General features: G+C 70.8%; 15 protein-coding genes. 10 read left to right on the forward strand and 5 right to left on the reverse strand.

Going from position 1 to position 19290, the window contains the following annotated elements; all coding sequences use genetic code 11:
• Positions 1–2: 2 nt before the first annotated feature.
• Both ACGFRB_RS29455 and ACGFRB_RS29460 read right to left on the reverse strand, forming a co-directional pair.
• Positions 3–647, reverse strand: coding sequence for a class I SAM-dependent methyltransferase (locus ACGFRB_RS29455; RefSeq protein ID WP_393247347.1), 645 nt, complete (start codon positions 645–647; stop codon positions 3–5).
• A 101-nt stretch (positions 648–748) separates the two neighbouring features.
• Positions 749–1960, reverse strand: a complete 1212-nt coding sequence (locus ACGFRB_RS29460; RefSeq protein WP_393247349.1) for a glycosyltransferase family 4 protein — start codon at positions 1958–1960, stop codon at positions 749–751.
• A 308-nt stretch (positions 1961–2268) separates the two neighbouring features.
• On the opposite strand from ACGFRB_RS29460, the gene ACGFRB_RS29465 reads away from it, so the two are divergent.
• Genes ACGFRB_RS29465 through ACGFRB_RS29495 form a run of 7 tightly spaced genes read left to right on the forward strand, consistent with a single transcriptional unit; the run spans position 2269 to position 9619 of the window.
• Positions 2269–3774: a flavin-containing monooxygenase gene (locus ACGFRB_RS29465; protein WP_393247351.1), complete on the forward strand. Its 1506-nt coding sequence runs from the start codon at positions 2269–2271 to the stop codon at positions 3772–3774.
• Between the two features lie 4 nt (positions 3775–3778).
• Positions 3779–4678 (forward strand): class I SAM-dependent methyltransferase, encoded by a 900-nt coding sequence (locus tag ACGFRB_RS29470; RefSeq protein ID WP_363004712.1) that lies wholly within the window; start codon positions 3779–3781, stop codon positions 4676–4678.
• A complete protein-coding gene (locus tag ACGFRB_RS29475) occupies positions 4675–5808 on the forward strand; it encodes a hypothetical protein (protein WP_393247353.1) in 1134 nt (377 codons plus the stop codon). The genes ACGFRB_RS29470 and ACGFRB_RS29475 overlap by 4 nt, the downstream gene beginning before the upstream one ends.
• Positions 5805–6527, forward strand: coding sequence for a DUF6875 domain-containing protein (locus ACGFRB_RS29480; protein ID WP_393247355.1), 723 nt, complete (start codon positions 5805–5807; stop codon positions 6525–6527). Before ACGFRB_RS29475 ends, ACGFRB_RS29480 begins: the two co-directional genes overlap by 4 nt.
• Positions 6514–7506, forward strand: coding sequence for a hypothetical protein (locus ACGFRB_RS29485; protein WP_393247357.1), 993 nt, complete (start codon positions 6514–6516; stop codon positions 7504–7506). Before ACGFRB_RS29480 ends, ACGFRB_RS29485 begins: the two co-directional genes overlap by 14 nt.
• The gene (locus ACGFRB_RS29490; RefSeq protein ID WP_393247359.1) at positions 7503–8702 is read left to right on the forward strand and encodes a macrolide family glycosyltransferase; all 1200 of its coding nucleotides are present in this window, start codon (positions 7503–7505) and stop codon (positions 8700–8702) included. The genes ACGFRB_RS29485 and ACGFRB_RS29490 overlap by 4 nt, the downstream gene beginning before the upstream one ends.
• A 32-nt stretch (positions 8703–8734) precedes the next feature.
• Complete coding sequence (locus tag ACGFRB_RS29495) at positions 8735–9619, forward strand: galactosyltransferase-related protein (protein ID WP_393247360.1); 885 nt, start codon at positions 8735–8737, stop codon at positions 9617–9619.
• Between the two features lie 58 nt (positions 9620–9677).
• On the opposite strand, the gene ACGFRB_RS29500 is transcribed toward ACGFRB_RS29495, so the two are convergent.
• Positions 9678–10631 carry a helix-turn-helix domain-containing protein gene (locus ACGFRB_RS29500; RefSeq protein ID WP_393247362.1) on the reverse strand — a complete coding sequence of 318 codons (954 nt, stop codon included), beginning with the start codon at positions 10629–10631 and terminating at the stop codon, positions 9678–9680.
• A 241-nt stretch (positions 10632–10872) separates the two neighbouring features.
• Positions 10873–11856: a helix-turn-helix domain-containing protein gene (locus ACGFRB_RS29505; RefSeq protein WP_393247364.1), complete on the reverse strand. Its 984-nt coding sequence runs from the start codon at positions 11854–11856 to the stop codon at positions 10873–10875.
• Between the two features lie 236 nt (positions 11857–12092).
• Here ACGFRB_RS29505 and ACGFRB_RS29510 point away from each other — a divergent pair, with 236 nt between their 5' ends.
• Positions 12093–14840 (forward strand): ATP-binding protein, encoded by a 2748-nt coding sequence (locus ACGFRB_RS29510; protein ID WP_393247365.1) that lies wholly within the window; start codon positions 12093–12095, stop codon positions 14838–14840.
• A 593-nt stretch (positions 14841–15433) separates the two neighbouring features.
• Here the strand turns inward: ACGFRB_RS29510 and ACGFRB_RS29515 are convergent.
• Positions 15434–16468 (reverse strand): tetratricopeptide repeat protein, encoded by a 1035-nt coding sequence (locus ACGFRB_RS29515; RefSeq protein WP_393247367.1) that lies wholly within the window; start codon positions 16466–16468, stop codon positions 15434–15436.
• Between the two features lie 411 nt (positions 16469–16879).
• Here ACGFRB_RS29515 and ACGFRB_RS29520 point away from each other — a divergent pair, with 411 nt between their 5' ends.
• Positions 16880–17488 (forward strand): hypothetical protein, encoded by a 609-nt coding sequence (locus ACGFRB_RS29520; protein ID WP_393247369.1) that lies wholly within the window; start codon positions 16880–16882, stop codon positions 17486–17488.
• Between the two features lie 734 nt (positions 17489–18222).
• The gene (locus ACGFRB_RS29525; RefSeq protein WP_393247371.1) at positions 18223–19278 is read left to right on the forward strand and encodes a substrate-binding domain-containing protein; all 1056 of its coding nucleotides are present in this window, start codon (positions 18223–18225) and stop codon (positions 19276–19278) included.
• Positions 19279–19290 lie beyond the last annotated feature (12 nt).

A 19290-nucleotide genomic window follows, 5' to 3' on the forward strand; every position in this document is an offset into this window, starting at 1 on the left:
CCTCACAGGTCGGCGATGCGCCAGACGCCGATCGACTTGTCGGGAAACCGGTGCTCGGTCTCCACCCCGTCTTCGGCCGTCACGTACACCTCGGTGCACCGCTCGTCGAGCAGGTGCGACGGCTCCGGCAGGGAGAACGGTGCGAGGCGGAGGTTGAGCGGGCGCCAGCCGCCGGCCTCGATGTCGGCGGGGTTCTCGGTCCGCTCGGTGAAGGTCGTCGTCGCGAGGTAGGTGGAGGCGCTTCGTACGATGTTGTCGAGCGCGCGGCGGATGTCCTCGTCGCCGAGGTGGACGAGGCAGTCGCGAGTGAAGATCATGTCCACCCGGGGGAGCGGGTCCCGGGTGAGGTCGACGACCCGGAACTCGTGGCCCGGGCGCGCGAAGCGCTCTTCGTTGCGCCGGATCAGCGCGGGGACGATGTCGGCACCGATGTAGTGATCGAGGTCCAGTGCGGTCCTGGACATCCAGAAGCAGTCCCCGCACGGTACGTCCAGCAGGCTCCTGACACCGAGTTCGGCCAGCAGACCGGGCAGTTCGGACCGGAGCGCCTCGGTCTGGGCCAGGTTCGAACCCGGTCCGGAATCGGAGACGGTGCCCGTCCCGGGGGCGCCGACGCCGACCGGATTCCAGGCCCCGCTCTCGTGCATCCGAACGAAAGTCTCCTGCAACGACCGGCGCGGCGCACGGCCGGATGCCCGTGACCTCGCGGGGCTGCGTACCTCGCCCGGCTCCGGCGATCCCTCTCTCATCATTCCTCCGTCTTCCTTCGCTCCAGGGGACTGTCCGGCCGGTCCGGCCCTGAGCCGCCGGACAGTCCCCAGAACGCGTCCAGATCGCTCACACCGACATCGGGCCGCCCGGCGTCCTCGCGTTCCCGACGTGCTCGGCCGTACGGGAGCGGGTGCGTGTCACCGCGGCGCCAGGTGTTCCGCGGGCCGGGGGCGGTCCGGCCGGCCAGGGCCTCGACCGCTTCGACCCAGGCCGTGAGGTCCGCCGTGGGATCCAGTTCGGCGGAACGTTCCAGCGCCCGTGCGGACGCGCGCGCCCAGACGTCCGGCTCCAGTACGGCGGTCAGCGCCGACAGCCAGGCGTCGAGGTCGTCCCTGTCGGCGAAGATGCCGGCGTGCCCGAGGGACTCGGCGAGTCCCGGAGTGGGGTGAGCGATCACCGGGATCCCCGACGCGAGCGCCTCCACCGCGACCCGGCCCCAGGATTCGTTGGCGCTGGGCATCAGAATCACCCGGGAACGGGCGTACACCAGGTCGCGCATGGCATGCCCGGGAATGTTGCCGATGACCTCCAGGTTGGGCTGGGGCCGCGGTGGGTGGATCTGTTCCCCGTAGGCGCCGAGCACGCCGAGGAAACGGGTGTCCGGCATGCGGTCGGCGATCCGCCAGAACAGCTCCCCGCCCTTCGAGACACTGAGGTTGACCAGGGTCACGCACTCCCCGGGCGTGGTGCGGTAGTCCTCCGCGCGCACCAGTCCCCGCACGACGATGGTGGCCCTGGGCCTGACGCGGTCGCCGAGCGCGCCGTAGAACAGCTCGGCTTCGGCCTTCATCGCGTGCGAGTTGTAGACGGCGAGGTCGACGCCGGCGGCATGGCGGTAGGACCACTCGTGGGCGAGGTGGCAGACCGCGACCATCGGCACCCGGTATTCGCGGGCCAGCGAGGCCACCGGTGGTACGTCTCCCAGTTGCGCGATCAGTACGTCGGACGCGCGGGCGTGAGCGGCGAATTCGATGCCCTCCTGGAACGGGACGACATCGATTCCGTCGAGCCGGTAGCGGTGCGGGAGCGGGCCGTGGTGCGACAGCCACACGGTCACGTCGTGTCCGCGCTCGGCCAGGGGACGGAGCATGCTGTGGAGCATCCACTCGCTGCCCGCGTTGTGGTTCGGCGGGTAGTGGGTCACCCGGGCCGTGATCTTCAGGGGGCGACGGTCGGCCGGGTCCCTCATGATCGACTCCCCAGGTGGGTGGTGGGTGGTGGGTGGTGGGTGGTGGGTGGTGGAGATCGGTGGTCCGTCGGGCAGGGGCGGACACGGCCCGGCCGGAGCCCCGCCCACCAGGATGCGCGCATCACGGAGCCCTCGCGATTCGTCTCCGCGTCGTCCCGGCACCGGCTTCCCGGTTTCCACTCGACTGGATGCGCAGCGGAGCGCACCGGGCCCCGCGCGGTGTTACGAAGGGCAGAAGCCTTCGGTCACCGAGCACGTGGACCACGCCTTGGAGTTCCGGACAGCCGACCTCCTGCAAAGGACCTCTCATGGAGAACGGGAATCGGGCACGCACGCCACGGTTGCGTGTCTGCGTCATCGGGGCCGGGGTCAGCGGACTCGCCGCAGCGAAGATCTTCCGTGAAGAGGGCCACGAGGTCACCGTCTTCGAGCGGTCGGATCAGCTCGGCGGCGTATGGCATCCCCGCCGGGCCTACGCCGGACTGACCACGCAAACCCCGGGCGACCAGTACGCGTTCTCCGATTTCCCGACCCCGGCGAACTATCCCGACTGGCCGTCGGCGAGCCACGTACAGGCCTATCTGCGCGCGTACGCCGAGCGGTTCGGGGTGGCGCCCCTCATCCGGTACCGGTCCACGGTGGTCCATGCGGCACCGCACACGGAAGGGAAGCCGACTTGGTCGGTGACGGTCGACGGGCCGCAGGGGCGGTCGGTCCACGCATGCGACTTCCTTCTGGTGTGCAATGGCATCTTCTGCGTTCCGCATCTGCCCGAGCTGCCCGGCGTGCGGCGATTCGCGGCCGCGGGGGGAACGGTGCGGCATACCTCGGCCTGTGGGTCGGCGGAGCTGTTCCGGGGGAAACGGGTGGTCGTGGTCGGGTTCGGCAAGTCGGCCATGGACATCGCCGCCGTCGCGGCACCGCGGGCGGAGAAGGTGCACCTGGTCGTGCGGAGGGCGGTCTGGACGGTGCCCCGGTTCTTCGGCGGACTGGTGCACATCCGCCACGTCTGTACGTCGCGGCTCTGGGAGTCGCTCATGCCGGCGCGTTCCCCCGGCAGACCGCGTCTGGAGGCCGGCCGGCGTCGCCTGCTGTCGGTGCTCTGGCGGGGCCTGGAGCTGTTGTTCTCCTGCCAGTTCGGTCTTCGGGGAAGCAGACTGCGACCGGCGCACCGTTTCCGCGACCAGGTCGCCTCCGGTTTCCAGGTGGCGCCCGAGGCGCTGTTCCGTCTGATCAGAGCCGGCCGGATCGAGGTGCACCGCGCGGGTGCCGACGCGTTCACTCCCGAGGGGGTCGTCCTCTCCGACGGACGGGTGCTGGGGGCCGACGTGGTCGTCTTCGGCACCGGTTACCGCCAGGAGCTCTCCTTCCTGGATCCCGCTCTGTCCGGCAAGATCGTCGATGCCGAGGGGCGTTATCGGCTCTACCGCTGTCTCGTGAGTCCCGAGGTGCCCGGACTCGGGTTCGTCGGGTACAACTCCAGCCTGTTCACCCCCACCACCTCGGAACTCGGGGCACGCTGGCTCGCGGCCCATGCCGCCGGCCGTATCTCGCTGCCGAGCCCGGTGGAGATGAACCGGGCCATCGACGCCGAACTTCTGACGGGAAAGACCGTCCGGCCGCTCTCCGGCCGTTTCTCCGGCATCCACGTGGTGCCCTACACCTACTCCTACCTGGATGCCCTGCGGAAGGACCTGAAGATGCTCAGGCCCGCGCACAAAGTGAGCGGGATGTGCCACTACTTCAAAGCGTTCTCGCCGCACGACTACGCACCCGGCCCGGCCGGGCGCGGTCCGGCCCGCGAGAAGAGGTGACGTCATGCCGGCAGCTACTCCGAAGAGATTCCACGGGGTACCGCTCAAAGAAGAACTCTCGGAATTCACACCGCTGGACCCGACACCCTGGGACCTGGTGGGCGTCGACGATCTCATGGCCCGTCAGTACGGGCAGGGTCACCCCTCCGAGGCTTCTTCGGAACCAGCCGTCGACGCGGCCCGACGCGCGATCGACTGGCTGCACCACAATCTCCGGCTGGATTCCGGCGCGAACGTACTCGACATCGGCTGCGGCCCCGGAGTCCACAGTCACCGACTCGCGGAACTCGGCTACCGGGTGACCGGGACCGACGTCAATCCCGTGTTCCTCGACTTCGCCCGGCGCCGTACAACGGAGGTGGGACTGGACTGCCGATACCTGCGGATCCCGATGTCCGAGATGGACTTCGACCGGGACTTCGATCTCGTGCTCGCGGTCCAGGGGCCGTCGCTCCAGGTGCGGGAGACCGAACTGGACGCATTCATGGCGCAGATGGCCCGGTCCCTGCGTCCGGGCGGACACCTGCTCTGCGAACTCAGCCGCGCGCCCGCCGACATCGGGCGACGAGAACCGGAAGTCACCGTCGTCGAGGACCCCACCACACGGCTGATGGGGCGGCCGGTGCGTGCCGCTCTGCTGCGCCGGCTCTTCTTCCCCGCCGAGCGCGAGCGCGTGCACCACCGTCTCTTCCTGCACGAGGAGGGAGACGTCACGGAGTTCTGGTCGCGTTTCTTCCTCCACGACCCCGCCGGTCTGGTGACGGCGGCCGAGGGCGCGGGTCTTCGCGTCCGAGGGGTCTTCGGCCCGGCCCCCGGCGAGCCGGTGACCGATGGGCAGTCGACGTGCCATCTCTGGGCGGTCCGGGACGCTCGTCGAGGCACCGGCCGGGGTGCTCCGGCATGACGTCACCGACTGCTCTCGCGAACCCGGACCGGCTCTCCGGCCTGGTGGCCGACCTCGCGGCAGAGGTGGAGCCCGCCCTCCTGGATCCGGCCCGGTTGTCCCAGGTCCTGCGAGTGGCGGACCAATTCCCCTGCGATCTCAGTGAGTTCGTCGGTCTGGAGTGCCGGCTCAACCGAGAGTCGGCCCCGGTCGACTTCATGTTCTGTGTGGGCAAGGCCGCTCATGAACGCGCCGCCCTGGCGCGGTCGGCCGCGCGGGCGCACCAGGCTTCCGGTGATCTCCGCTCCGGATGGGGTCCGTTGGCGGAGTTCGCCGCGGCGTGGGCGGATCCCGCCAGTGTGCTGCACACACATGTCCGGGACATCTGGCTGGAGTTCGACCTGGACTCACCGGACTCACCGGACTCACCGGACTCACCGGACTCCCTGGACTCACCGGGCCCCCTCGACGCCGGCGCCCCCGTCCCGCCGCTGCCCAGTGTCTTCCTCGACATCGACCCCGGCGCGGCCCACTCCGGCGCGATGGCGGGGCTGCTCGACGAGGTCTCGGCCCTGTTCGCCGGGGCGTGGCCGGACCCGGCGCACCGGTCCTTCCTGTCCCACTGTCTCCGGGCGGCGACCATCCGTGCCTCCCGGGTCGTCCTCGGTCTTCTCCTGCCGAGGCGGGCGGACTACCTCCGGGTGTGCGTCCAGGGGCTGACCGGCGGCCGGCTGCTCGACTGCCTCGACGCGACGGGGTGGCCCGGCCAGCGCCGGGACCTGTTGCCGGTCCTCACGTCCATGGCGCCGACCGTCGACTGCCTGACCCTCGACCTGGACGTCGCGGCCGGGATCCGGCCCCGCCTCGGAGTCGAGTACATGTTCCACAGCCGGCTCCGTCCGGGAGCACCGCCCCCCTGGGGGAGGGCCTTGAACCGCCTGAGCCGGCTGGGGCTCTGCCGCCCCGAACTCGCCGGATCCCTCCTGCGGTTCGGTACCGCAGGGCCCGGACCCGGCGCCGGCGACCCCGCCGGGGGATCCCCCGGCGGCGCCGGCACCTGGCGGCGGCTCAACCACCTCAAGGTCGTCCACACGCCCGACGAGCCACCGGAGGCGAAGTGCTATCTGTTCGCCCGGCGGATGGAGGCATGACCGCGATGCGACAGCTCAGACCCACCAGCCTGTTCACCCCGTCCGCCGCCCGCTGCGCGGAGGAGGTCTTGAACTGGGCCCGTGACTACATCTCCCAGCCCCACGCGCGGCTCGGGCGCGACGGCGCCGTCTGTCCCTTCGTGCCGCCGGCCATCAAGGCCGAGGCGCTTCACATCGCGGTGCACGAAGAGGTCGACGACACCGTCGACGCCGCCCAGCTCGAAGAGCTTCTGCGGCGCTATATCGAGGTGTTCCGGCGCACGCCGCCCTCGACCGGGCCGGAGAAGACACTGAAGACCATCGTCACCGCCTTCCCGAACCTCTCCGCGCGCCGCGCCGTCGTCCTCGACGAGGTCCACGCCGGCCTGAAGACGTACTTCGTGCACCAGGGGATGATGCTCGGCCAGTTCCATCCGCGGTGTCGGGCGCCGGCGGCCCGCAACCCCGAGTTCGCCAACAAGGTCTCGCCCGTCCCGCTGTTCGCCCTGCGCTACATCGCGGTGCACGACATCCTCTTCCTGGGTTCCCGGCCCGACTGGTTCGCCGTGTACCGCTCGCTCTACGGCAGCCGCTACGAGGAGCGCGACAGGGGCTCCGGAAACGAGTACCAGGACGCCTACCGACAGGCGCTGAACCGCTTCCCGCCCCTCCCCGCCGCGAGTCCCGGCGCGCGTCGGGCGGAACGGACCAACCGAGAGGCAACCCATGAAAATCCTTGACGTGACCCTGCGCGACGGAGGATTCGTCAACGACTTCAGGCTCGGCCTGGACGACGCCCGCGCGGTGGTCGCCCTGCTCGACACCGCCGAGGTGGACGGCATCGAGGTCGGCTATCTGACCGGCCTCCCTCCGAACCACGGCCAGTACACGCGGACGGGCCCCTGCTACGCGATGACCCCCGAACACCTGGCGGATCTGGCCGCGGTCACGACCACCCCGCTGATAGGCATGCTGCATCCGGGAGGCACGGAACCGATCGACCTGCCCGGTCTCGCGGACGCGGGACTGGCCCTGACCCGGATCCCCGTCACCCCGGGCAAGGACGGCGCGTGGCGCGACATCGCCCATCGACTCGCCTCCGCCGGGATGCCGTTCAGCGTCAACCTCACCCTCGCCAGCTGGGCCGATCCCGGGACGATCGAAGCGTGCGCCAAAGCGGCGGAGAGCGCGGGAGCGGAGATGTTCTACATCGCCGACACCAACAGCGCCTTCCTGCCCCGCCACGTCGAGGACGTCTTCCGCGCCCTGAGCGGGGCCGTGGGACTGCCCCTGGGCTTCCATGCCCACGACTGCAAGCGGCTGGCCCTGGCGAACGTGCTCGCCGCCCAGCGAGGCGGCGCCCGATGGGCCGACGCGTCACTGGCCGGACTCGGCCGGGGCGCGGGCAACGCGGCCACCGAGGTCCTGCACGAGATCACCGAACGGAGCGCCGAGGCACGGCACCGGCTGCTGCTCTCCCTGCCCAGGGTCACCCAGGCGTTCGAGGCCTACGACGCCCGGCAGCTGTGGCAGCAGCTGTGCGCGTTCCTGGACCTCTGGCCGCCGACCATCGAGATGTTCGACGAAGCCGAGCTGCGCACCGGAGTGGACAAGTACGCACGGGTCAGTACGCGGCTGCTCGGCCGCGAACTGGGCCGCCCGCCGGTCGAATCCGATCTGATGGCGCTGGCGGGACTGCACGTGGACAGCTCCCCGTGACATCCATCGCGCCGCCCGCCCGCGCGTCCGGCCGGCACATCTGGGTGATGACCCACCCGACGCCCGGCCACGTCCATTCGAGTCTGGGCCTCGTCTCCGAACTCGTCCGCCGCGGCCACCGGGTGACCGCGGCGGTCACCGAACGGTTCGCCACCGAGGTGCGGGCCGCCGGCGCCACCGTCACCCGCTACCGCTCCCCGCTCGAACAGCTGGTCCGGTCGGGCGGGCCGCCGACGGACGGCAGTGCGCCCGACCCCTTCCTCACCGAGGCACGAGCGGCGCTTCCGCAGCTCGCCGGGGCCTTCGACCGGGACCGTCCCGACCTGGTGCTCTACAAGAACGGCTGCTGGCACGCGCCGGTCCTCGCCCACACCCGCGAGGTCACCGCCGTCCAGTTCACGACCACGCGCGTGCCCCGCCACGGCCCCCGGCCGCACCGGTCCGGGACCGACCTCAGGTTCCACGCGGAACTGGGCGCTCTGCTGTCCGACCACGGCGTGAACACGGCGACGGCGTCGTTCCTCGACCGGCCCGAGACCTGCCTGGTGATGGTCCCGCCCTCGTTCCAGTCGCACCGTCACGAACTCGGCGAGAGGTACCGGTTCGTCGGGCCCTGCTTCGGTGACCGGTCGTTCCAGGGCGTCTGGCGTCCGCGCCATGACAGGAACACGCTCCTGATCGCCCTCGGCGGGGTCTTCAACGACCGTCCCGAGTTCTACCGGCGGTGTCTGGAAGCATTCGGTGACGGAGAGTGGGCCGTGGTCATGGCCACGGGCGACCGGATCGACCCGGAACGCCTGGGACCGGTGCCGCCCCTCTTCCACATCCGCGCGACCGTGCCGCAGTTCGGCGTTCTGGCGCATGCGCGGGCTTTCGTCTCCCACTGCGGCGGCAACAGCACCACGGAGGCGCTGTACCACGGCGTCCCCCTGGTCGGCGTACCTCAGGCGGTGGACCAGTTCGAGAACGCGGCGCGCATCGCGGAACTCGGACTCGGTCTCGACCTCTCGGGGGCCGAGGCCACCCCGGACCGCCTGCGCGAGGCCGTGCGCCAGGTCGCCGCGGACCGGGCCATGGCCGGGCGGCTGAGGGCCATGCGCGAGGAGATCCGTACGTCAGGAGGGGTCACGGCCGCCGCCGACGTGATCGAGAGCCATCTCCACGGGACACGTCACACCCCGCGCGACACGTCCTGACCGCACGACACATCCTGAAAGGAGCAGCCCGCATGTCCGTCGACGTAAGCGTGGTCATCCCGCTCTACGGGGATCACGAGGGCCGCCGCACCCTGGCCTCGGTCACGCGTGCGTGGCTCGGCCAGAGCGTCCCATGCGAGGTCGTCGTCGCGGTCTCGGGTCCACCGGACGTGACGGTGGCCGAGGACTTGAGCGCCGATCGGGCCGTACGCCTCGTGGCGGCCGACCCGGCGGACCGGGCGCCGGGACTGCTGCGCAACACGGCGGCGGCCCACGCCCGGGCGCCGGTCCTGTATCTCACCGACGCCGACGTCCTGCCGGTCGGACGGGACTTCCTGGCCCGTGCCCTTGACCTGGCCGGAGGCGAACCGGCCGGCCAGCCATGGCAGTACCGGCTGCTCGACCGTCCCGACGGCGTGGATCCGACCGTCCTCGCTCCCGCGGGGTCCGGGCGGTTCTGTTACGGCAGCGCCGGATCCGACGGCCTGCTGCGTCCGGTCCCCGGCGAACGGTTCACCGTCGACCGCGACGGACTGGGCGAGGACGTGCCCATCGTGCTTCCGCCACGGGGCCCGGGGGTGGATCCCGACGACCCGGAGAACCGGCGGCCGGCCTTCCACTGGGGCGGGCTGATGCTGACCCGGCAGCTCTTCGCCGAGGTCGGCGGGTACTGCCGCGGTTATCGCGGCTGGGGCCGCGAGGACGACGACCTTCTGCTCAAGGTCGCCTTCCACGGGCCGATCGTCCGGGCCTGGCGGGCCTGCCCGGATCTGGCCTGCCTGCACTTCGAGCACCCGCGCACCCACACCAGCCGGGCCCGGACCAAGTCCAACCACGACCTCTACGCGCACCGGACCGCGGCCGGGCCCGAGGCGATGATCCACGAGGACCGCCTCGCGGCCGGGCGAACGGTGTGACGGCTCCGGGGGAGCGATCGCCGGGGTCGGTGTGCTTTCCGTGACGTCCACGGGGTGATCACGCCTCCTTGCCGCCGACCTGCCAATCCCTCGGCGACATGCCGTAAGCGGCGCGGAAGGCACGACTGAAGTGGCTGGAGTTGGCGAAACCCCACCGCCGGGCGATCCCCGCCACCCCCACCTCCCCGGCCATCGGCCGCAGGAGGTCCCGGCTGCAACGCTCAAGCCGCTGCGTCCGGATCCACCCTGCCACCGTGGCACCCTCGAGTTGGAAGAGTTTGTGGAGGAAGCGGACCGACATGAAGTTCGCCTCCGCGATCGTGGACGGTGACAGGTCCGGGTCGCGGAGATTGCGCAGGATGTGGTCCTTGACCCGTTCCAGCGAGGCCCCGGTTCGGGAACTCTGCGGCCGGGCGCGCATGCCCCGGTCGTCGATGAGCATCGCCAGCAGATCGAGCGCCGTGGCCGCGGCCCGGCGCCCGACGGCTTCGTCCAGTGCCTCGGCCTCGTGCGCCATCCGGGCCAGGTAGGACGCCACCAGTGCGGCGCTGCCCTCGGTGCCGCTGAACGCCGTCGCGGTGAGTGCCCGCAGGTCCCTCTCGGGCACGTCCAGTTCCGCGCGGGGAAAGTGGAAGGACGTGAAGACGAAGTCCTCCTCGACCTTCTTCCGGAAGACCCGGGAAGTGTCGCTGAGGGAGAACTCACCGGGGCGGATGAGCGTTTCCCTCCCGTCCTGCTCTTTGAGCGCGGTGCCGCGCTGCTGCAGACTGACGATGAGTGAAGGCGAGTCGCTTTCGGCGATCAGGCGCCTGTCGCGGGTCACCACCTGCGGCCCCGCCTGGACCCTCGAAATCCGCACGGAACCCAGCCGGCGGCCGACGATGCTCCCGGGTGACGGCACCTCCTCCAGGAGGTTCACCGTCATCGGTACGAAGGCGTGGGACACCGTTTCGCGCCAGCTGTCCGCCCGGTCGGAGGCGGACAGCTTCACAGTGGAGAAAGACGCGGACACCGGGTTCCTCTCAGGTCGATCAGCCATCAGGGCGAGGCGAGGGAAGGGGGAAGGGGAAGGGGAAGGGGGAAGGGGGAAGGAGAAGGGGCACGACAATCGGGTGGGCGGAGTCTGCCGAGGGTCGGGCGGGTCACGCGGATGACGGGGAACACGACCTGAGACAGATGTGTGCGTCGGGCTCAGGACGTCGATGAGCCGCCTGGGCGGCGGGGCCCATGACCCCGTGTCCCCTGGCGTCGTGTCAGCCGGACTGCGCGGTGCCGCCGCGCGTGTCACGCCACTGGCTCGGGGGAATCCCGTAAGCGGCACGAAAGAGCCGGCTGAAGTGGGCCGTTCCGGTGAAGCCCCATCGCCGGGCCACGCTGGAGATCGTGTGGTCGCCACCGTCCTCGCGGGTGAGATCCCCGGCGCTCTCCTGGAGCCGGCGGCGCCGGATCAGACGGCTGACGGTGATCCCTTCCCCTTCGAAGAGCTTGTGGAGGGAACGGACGGAGATGCCGTGCGCTGCCGCGATCATGTGCGGTCCGAGCTCCGGGTCCCTCAGGTGCCGGTCCACGTAGACGTGGATCTCCCGGACCCTCGTGGCCCGGGAGTCCTCCGCGGCGGGCGCGTCACCGGCGGACCGCTCGATGACGAGGGTGACCACCAGATCGGTGAAGTGACGGGCCAGGCGACCGGCGACGAACGCGCGGCAGTCCTCGGCCGTCTCGACCAGGGTGAGGAGGGTCTGCGCGATCAGGGCACCCACCGGTCCGCCGGTGTCGGTCGTGGTGGCCGTCATCCGCTCCAGCTGGTCGTCCCGCACGCCGAGGGCCCGCCGGGGAATCAGGCACACCCTGACATCCACTCCGTCCGGGTAGTCGACCACATGCGGGCGCTCCGTGCACCAGAAGGAAACCGCTCCGGCGGGGACCTCGGTCGTCCTTCCGCCCTGACGCACCACGGCACCGGTGACCCCCATGACGGCGACCGCGAAGAAGCCCTCGCTCTGCCCGGTGCCACGGACGAACCGCCTCGGCTCGCGGGTGTAGCACCGCGGGCCCGCCTCCGTCGTGACGAAGAGCAGATGCCCCAACCGCCGGGTCGTCGTCAGACCCGGCTCCGAAGGGGCCTCGTACGGGACGACCGTCACCGGCACACCGGCGAGGGAGACCGTCCGGCTTCCTCGCCGGTGTGCCGTGTTCCCGCCCTCGGGGAATCCGGCCGCGTCGGTCACGGATGTCATGGGGCCTCTCCCTCCGGTCGTGTGCCCGAACCGGCCGACGTGCGGACCGCCGGCCTCGTTCCGCGTCCAGCATGGAACACCGGATGACTTACGTCGGCGGGAAGATGACTGCGAAGCGACTGCGGCTGATGTGCCGCCGGACACATGACTCTCAGCGCATCCCGACCGTGCAATTCGTGCTCGTAGAATTCAACGATCCAGGTCAGAGCACTGGCACACACGCAAGGAAACATCGGATGTCAGGCACCACACTGTTCGGCCGGGACGAGGAGCTGGCGGCCGTCGGCCGCTTGGTCGACGGACTGCCCGAGCGCGGTGGCGCGCTGCTCGTCCAAGGAGCCCCCGGGAGCGGCAAGTCCTCCCTCCTGGACCACGCCGCCGCCCGGGCCCGCGGCTCCGGCCGCACCGTCCTGCGGGCCTCGGGCGTTCAGGCCGAGACCCACCTGCCGTTCGCGGGGCTGCACCAGCTCACCCACACCCTGACGGACCGGGTCCAGAGCCTCCCCCCTGCTCAGGCGAAGGCGCTGCTGGGCGCCTTCGGCATGGTGGAGCCATCACCCAGCGCGTCCGCGCTCCGGTCCTTCACGATCGCCCTGGCTGTCCTCGGCCTGCTCGGCGAGGTGGCCGCCGAAGCCCCCGTGCTGCTGGTCGTGGACGACGCCCAGTGGGTCGACACACCGACGCTGGACGTTCTCGGGTTCATCGCCCGCCGCGTCGGTGCCGAGCCCCTCGGCCTGCTTCTCGCCGTCCGCGAGGGCCGTACGGAGTGGTCGGGTGCCCCCGACATCCACAAACTGCACCTCAAGCCCCTGGCGCGGGCCTCGGCCGACGCCCTGCTGGACGCCCGTCACCTCGCTCTCGCCCCGGGGACACGCCGCCTGGTGGCGGAGCTGTCCGCCGGCAACCCCCTCGCGCTGACCGAACTCCCTCTCACCCTGGGGGCGGACGCGACCCATGCGGAGTCCGTGGTGCCGCCGGCACTCCCCCTCACCGCCCGGCTCCAGCGCGCCTTCTCCTCGCCGCTGGCCGGCCTTCCGGCCGACACCCACCACGCGCTGCTGGTCGCGGCCACCGCCGACGACGGCGCGCTGACCGAGGTGCTCACAGCGGCTTCGACCCTGACCGGCACTGAGCTGTCCGTACGCTCACTGGAGCCCGCCATGGCCACCGGTCTGGTGCGCGTCGACGGGTTCCGGATCGACTTCACGCACCCGCTGGTGCGCTCCGCCGTGCTGGCCTCGGCCCCGCTCGCGGACCGGCTCGCCGCTCATGGCGCGCTCGCCCGCACCCTTCAGGGGCAGCCCGACCGGCAGGCGTGGCACCGGGCGATGGCCGGCGGCCGTCCCGACGAAGCGGTGGCCCGGCAACTGGACCGGACGGCGCTCGGCGCGCGGGAGCGTGGCGCCGCCGCGGCGGCCCTGACCGCGCTGGAACGCGCCACCGCGCTGAGCGAGGACCCGGCGGGAAGCCGGGCCCGCCTCCTCGCCACCGCGGAACTGCGCTTCGAACTCGGCCAGACGGATCGTGTGTCAGCCCTGGTGCAACAGGCCGAATCGCTGGGCCTGGACGTGCTGGAGCGGGCCCGCGTGGTCCTGCTGCGTGACGGGCTCGAGCCGGAGTCGGACACGAGCATCTCCCGGCTCAACCTGCTGATCGACACGGCGGAGCAGGCCGCCGGGGCCGGCGATCTTGAACTCGCGCTGCGGCTGCTGCGCGCGGCCGCACGGCGCTGCTGGTGGGCGGACCCGGGCCGGGAACTGAGGGAGCGCGTCGTGACGGCCGCCGAGCGGCTGCCGGTCCCGGAACTCCACCCGGACTTGGTGTGTGCGTTGGCGGGGGGCGCCCCGGTGGAGGCGTCCGCGACGGTGCTCGACCGGCTGCGACGCCTCGAACGGGAGGGCGGGTACGACGCCCTGACCGCCGCCGCCCTGGGCAACGCGGCCATCATGCTGAACGCGTACGACCAGGTTTCCGGATTCGCCCGCCACGCGGTGGAGGGCCTGCGCCGGCAAGGGCGTCTCGGCCTGCTGGCCCAGAGTCTGGTGTTCCTCGCCCTCGCCACCGTGCACACCGTCGACTGGGAGACCGGCCTCCCGGCCGCCGCCGAGGCGGCACGACTGGCCGAGGAGAACGCGCAACCGCGCTGGCTGACCGGAGCGCGGGTGGCGAAGGCGCAGTTCGCCGCTCTGCGTGGAGACCTGGACACCGCGCTGGTCGCGATCGGCGAGGCGGAGGGCCAGGGGCTGACCGTGGTCGACCCCTCCAAGCTCGCGTACATCCAGATCACGCGTGGTCTCATCGGCCTCGCCGCGGGCCACCACGCCGAGGCTTTCTCCTGCGTCTGGCGGGTCTTCGACCCGGCCGATCCCTCCTACCACCCGTTCATGCAGACCGTGGCCATCACGGAGCTGGCCGAGGCCGCCACCGGCGACGACCAGCGCGCCATGGCGAAGAGCGCGCTGCGGCAGCTCCTCACGTACGCCAAGGCGAGCGAGGTCCAGATGATCCGGGTGAATCTGGGATTCGCACAGGCGCTACTCGCCGACGACGAGCATGCCGAAGAGCGGTTCCGAGCGGCGTTCGATCTGGACATGTCCCGCGCGCCCTTCGTGCGTGCCCGGCTCATGCTCGCCTACGGCACCTGGCTCCGGCGCCGCCGCCGGGTGATGGAGGCCCGCACCCCGCTGCGGATCGCCCGGGACTCCTTCGCCGCCCTCGGGGTGGAGCCCTGGCGCGAACGCGCGTCCCAGGAACTCCGCTCGGCCGGGGAGAGCAGCAGGAGTCCAAGCCGCACCGACCGGGGCCTGCTCACGCCCCAGGAGGCTCAGATCGCCCAGCTGGCGGCGCGGGGACTGTCCAACAAGGAGATAGGCCGGCGGCTGCATCTGTCGCCCCGAACGATCGGCGCACACCTTTACCGCATCTTCCCGAAGCTCGGGATCACTTCGCGCAGCCAGCTGAGCGACAAACTCGGTATCGACTGAGCCCGTCGCCCCCCGGACCTTGGCCGACGGCCCGGCCATGGGGCGGGCGTGTGCGGGGGTCCGGCCACGGGGTGGGCGTGCGCGGCGGTTCGACGGCGCGTCCGCGGAGCAGGGGAGGGTCCGCCCCGGCCGGGATGGCGGGCCCGCGGAGGACGATGCGGCGTTCGGCCCGTGCACATGTGCCGCGACGCCCGACCCCGACCCTGACCCCGACGCGGACGTCCCTTCGTACGTCACCGCCGCCTTCGCCGACCTCGACCGGCACGGCCGCGTCCACGCGCCCCCCACCCGGCTCCCGCTGACCTTCCACACCGCGCTGGGCGCACGCGTGGACCGCATGGGCCGGTCCGCGGCACCCGCCGTACCCCGGATCCGGGCGGCACTCATCAGGTCCGACCGCCGCGGCGGCGGAGATTCCTGGGGAAGGGGAGCGGCCCAGGACGAAGAACTCCTACGCACCGGCCGTGCCGTCCTGGCCCGCTTCCCCGACCTCACCGGCCCCACTCTCACCCCGCCCCCTCAGGGGGCGGTGACGGATCGGGCACGGGAACAGACCGACCGAGGTGGGCCGCCCACGGTGGGCGACCCGGCGCTCACGCGTCGGCGGGCTGTCCTCCGTCGGCCAGCACCCGCAGTTGCGCGAGGTCCTCCGGGTCGAGGCCGAGCGCCGTCGCAGGGGTGAGCAGCGCACCGATCTCCGCGGTCCGGTCCTGCTGGGCGAGGAAGTCCGCGTACGGCAGGAAGGCCTCCTCGTCCTCGTGCTCGATCGCGTCCTGGTAGCGCCGGTCGGCCTGCTCCCGCTGCCCGAGGTCCTCGTGCAGCAGCGCCAGGTTGAGGTACGCGTTCGTCTCCCCGTCCTGGTCGAGGGCGGCCTCGTAGTGGTGCACGGCCTCCTGAAGGGCGCCGGTGTCGGCCAGGTGCAGGGCGTAGGCGAAATGCGCGCCGGGCAGCTCCTCGTCGAGGGCCTCCCGCAGGTGCCGTCCGGCCGCCTCGCTCTCGTCCGTGTCGTTCTCGGCCACGCCGAGCGGGACCAGGACGGAGCGGTGCCCGGCCTCCAGGGCCTGGCGCAGCCAGCCGATGGCCTCCGCGGGCTTGTCCTGGTCGAGCAGGAGCCGGCCGAGGTTGCCGGCCGCCATGGTGTCGCCCTGCTCGACCGCCTGGCGCAGCAGGTCCGCGGCTTCGTCCAGCCGCTCCCCGCCGTCGTGCAGGAAGGCGCCGTAGTCGTTGAGCGCGTCCGGGTGGTTCTCGGCCAGCGCGCGTCGGTAGTACTTCTCGGCGCGGTCGCGGTCCTCGATCTCGTCCGCCAGGATCCCCGCGATCCACAGGATCACGTCGCGGCCCTGCCGGTCCGCCTCCTGAAGGGCCGACACCGCCTCCTCGGGCCGGTCGAGCTGGACCAGCAGATCGGCCAGCGCCTCGTGGGCCCGGGCGTCGCCCGAGGCCGCGAGGGCGGAGAGGATCTCCAGTGCGGCGTCGGTGTCTCCCCAGTCCTCGATCAGATCCAGTATCCGGTCCGCGACCTCGTCGTCCGGGCCGGCCCAGGCTTCCACGTAGAGGGAGAGCGCGGCGGCGTGGTGCCCCGCCTCCCACTGTCGCTCCGCCAGGACCTCGGCGTTGTCCTCCGGCATGAAGGTGTCCTTTCCTGCTGCTGATGTAGTGCTGCTCGGGCTCATGTCCGCGTTATTGCTTTTGTCGGACTATCCGTCTGTTTTCGTTGCGCTCTTCGAGATGCGTGACGAATGGATCGTCCGGCCTTCCCGTCGCCTTCTCGAAGGTGATATGGGCGATATCTGCCGTAAGCTCTTCTTTGCTCCTCTGTGCTGCTCAACGCACCGTAATGTAACCGTCAGTTGATCCCCGACGCCGTGGCGAGGGACACTGCCTGGCGGATGCGCGTTCCCGACCGAGTGGCACTCGCTTCGGCGTCCTCCCGCGCAGGTCATCGAGGGTCATTTAGTCAAAGATTACTGGGCAGTTGACCTCGGTTTTTCGTGATAGCGTCCTCGTCCAGAGGGACAGTGCAACCTGAAAGGGAAATCGTGAACACGGAGAAGATCGCCGCTCGCCGCCTCTCGCTGGAAGAGGTGACGAAGCTCGGCGTGAACGACAGGATCTTCGTTTCCGCAGACATGGAAGAACTCAAGCTTCCCGACTGCTATGTCCCTGCTTTTCTGGCCAAGCCCGGTGAGGAATTCGAGGGCGGCTCGATCACGGCGAGGACCGTATTCCAGGAAGAGATCTCCTGCCTTCCCGACGACGAGAATGAAGCCGGAATCTACGTGGCCGACGAGGACGGCTCGGTGACCATCGAGGTCCTCCAGTCCGCCGGCGTCGTGCTGGACCTGGCACTTTTCGTCCCCGGTGGGGACAAGGGGGCCCTCACGGCCCTTTACGCCGCGGTCCGGCAGGCGTTCGGCGCCGATGTCGTGCAGATCTGGCGTCAGGGCCTCAAGGAGGTTCCCGATGTGAAGGTCGACATCTTCGAGGAGCAGATTCCCCGAGGGCGCAAGGCGAGCGAAAGCCCCAAGCGCGACCGTCGCGCGATCGACACCTACCCCACTCGCGCGGACTTCATCGAGGTCTCCGCGGGATGGAAGCCGATCATCGAGGTTCACAAGCCGGTCGTCGACGACACTCCGACCATCTGAGGCGGCGTCATTTCTCGCTCTCGGCCTGAGGGAACACCAAGAACGCATATGCCGGTCCTGGTTGATCTCTGAAGCGCTCAGGGAGCGGTCGGAATGCGACTCGCGAACGCCGAAGCGTCGTTCCACTCGATGACCATGCGAGACGGCCCGTCTGTCCAACGGGCGAAGTCCGAAGTCATTCTGTGACGGACCTCAGGGCTTGTGTGCGGTCGAGTGTCGTCCCGGCCGCACGGACACGCAGGTCGAAGGCCGCCTTCTCGTCATGAGAAGGCGGCCTTTCGTGTACCCCGGGGCGCGGTGACCGTACCTGCGCGTGATCACGCCGAGCGGGGGAGGCGTTTGCGGAGAACCCGCACCGCGCGGCGCCGGGCCGGGCGCGGGCTCGGAGGTGCGAAGGTTCGCGAGCGGCCCAGGTCGCCGTACCGCCGTACCTCCGCACCCCCGGGTATCGGGCCGGGCCAGTGGGAGGCCGTGGCTCCGGAAGGCCAGTGGTGTCGTACTTCGAACAGAATCTCCCACCCGGGTGCTCCGGCGGGCTGTCGCTCCCGATCCCCGGCAAGCGCTGCGCGGTGTCCTCAACCCCCCTTGTTATGCGGGTACATGACCCATTCGAGCGCGGGCTATTGACGGTTGCATGATCGCGGCGTTTCCTGTGATCGCAACGTTCGATCGCGCGTAATTCTGATTGGTTGTGTCGCACTCGCTGGTCACTTCCCGCCCCCAGGAGCCCTCGAATGCCTACCCTGCGCGCCCGCCTGGTCCCCGCCGCGGCGACGGTTCTCGCCACCGTCCTCGGCCTCTCCGCGTGTTCGAGCGGCCAGGCGCCGTCCGGATCGTCCGGCTCGGCCGACGATGTACGCGCGGTGGACGGCAAGATCTCCCTGACGTACCTGCAGAAGCAGGGCGACCAGGAGTACTTCATCGGTGAGGCCGCCGGCGCGAAGGCGAAGGCGGCCGAACTCGGGGTCGGCCTGAAGGTGGTCAACCTGGGCAACGACGCCAACAAGACCGTCAGCGAGGTCCAGTCCGCGATCGCGCAGAAGAGCAACGGACTCATCGTCGTCGTCCCCGACCCCGCGGTCGGCCCGCAGGTCGTCCAGGCCGCCCGGGACGCCAAGGTCGCCCTGCTGACCTCCGACGACCAGATCTGCACCACCGGCCCGGCCCCCGCGTCCTGCGCGAAGGCCGATCTGGTGCCGAGGATCGGCTTCAGCGGCGAGCAGATGGGCGGCGAGGTCGGCAAACGGGCCGCCGAGGAGTACACCAAGGCGGGCTGGAGCGCGGCCGACACCCGGACGATCTCCGCCTGGAAGCAGGACGTCACCGTCTGCGGCGACCGGGTCGAGGCCGCGAAGGCGGCGTTCACCGCGGGCGTCGGCGCCACCGTCCGGAACATCGACGTGGCCACCGACAACACCCCGACCGGAGCCCAGGACAAGGTCGCGGCCACGATCACCGCCAACCCGGGGGTCCGGCACTGGGTCGTCTGGGGCTGCAACGACGAGAACGTCCAGGGCGCCGTCACCGCCCTGCAGAACGCCGGTGTCGGCCCGGCCGACATCGTCGGCGTCGGCCTCGGCGCCTACCTCGCCTGCAAGGACTGGCAGTCCGGCAAGCCGTCCGGGATGAAGGCGGCCCTGTTCATCAACGGCAAGGACGTCGGCGCCCTCGCCGTCCAGACCATGTACGACCGCCTCAAGAACGGCAAGGGCTTCCCCGCCGAGGCGTTCGCCCCGACCCGGATGGTCGACGCCGGCACCTGGCGGGCCGCCGGCGTCTCCTGCGGCTGACGCGCCCTCGTA

The organism is Streptomyces sp. NPDC048718 (genome assembly GCF_043198875.1).
GTDB lineage: Bacteria > Actinomycetota > Actinomycetes > Streptomycetales > Streptomycetaceae > Streptomyces.

Excerpts from the sequence above, each read along its gene's own strand:
- ACGFRB_RS29495 (WP_393247360.1), top strand. The coding sequence starts at position 8,735 with ATGTCCGTCGACGTAAGCGTGGTCATCCCGCTCTACGGGGATCACGAG.
- ACGFRB_RS29505 (WP_393247364.1), bottom strand. The coding sequence starts at position 11,856 with ATGACATCCGTGACCGACGCGGCCGGATTCCCCGAGGGCGGGAACACG.
- ACGFRB_RS29470 (WP_363004712.1), top strand. The coding sequence starts at position 3,779 with ATGCCGGCAGCTACTCCGAAGAGATTCCACGGGGTACCGCTCAAAGAA.
- ACGFRB_RS29515 (WP_393247367.1), bottom strand. The coding sequence starts at position 16,468 with ATGCCGGAGGACAACGCCGAGGTCCTGGCGGAGCGACAGTGGGAGGCG.
- ACGFRB_RS29465 (WP_393247351.1), top strand. The coding sequence starts at position 2,269 with ATGGAGAACGGGAATCGGGCACGCACGCCACGGTTGCGTGTCTGCGTC.
- ACGFRB_RS29455 (WP_393247347.1), bottom strand. The coding sequence starts at position 647 with ATGCACGAGAGCGGGGCCTGGAATCCGGTCGGCGTCGGCGCCCCCGGG.
- ACGFRB_RS29480 (WP_393247355.1), top strand. The coding sequence starts at position 5,805 with ATGACCGCGATGCGACAGCTCAGACCCACCAGCCTGTTCACCCCGTCC.
- ACGFRB_RS29485 (WP_393247357.1), top strand. The coding sequence starts at position 6,514 with ATGAAAATCCTTGACGTGACCCTGCGCGACGGAGGATTCGTCAACGAC.
- ACGFRB_RS29525 (WP_393247371.1), top strand. The coding sequence starts at position 18,223 with ATGCCTACCCTGCGCGCCCGCCTGGTCCCCGCCGCGGCGACGGTTCTC.
- ACGFRB_RS29475 (WP_393247353.1), top strand. The coding sequence starts at position 4,675 with ATGACGTCACCGACTGCTCTCGCGAACCCGGACCGGCTCTCCGGCCTG.
- ACGFRB_RS29510 (WP_393247365.1), top strand. The coding sequence starts at position 12,093 with ATGTCAGGCACCACACTGTTCGGCCGGGACGAGGAGCTGGCGGCCGTC.
- ACGFRB_RS29460 (WP_393247349.1), bottom strand. The coding sequence starts at position 1,960 with ATGAGGGACCCGGCCGACCGTCGCCCCCTGAAGATCACGGCCCGGGTG.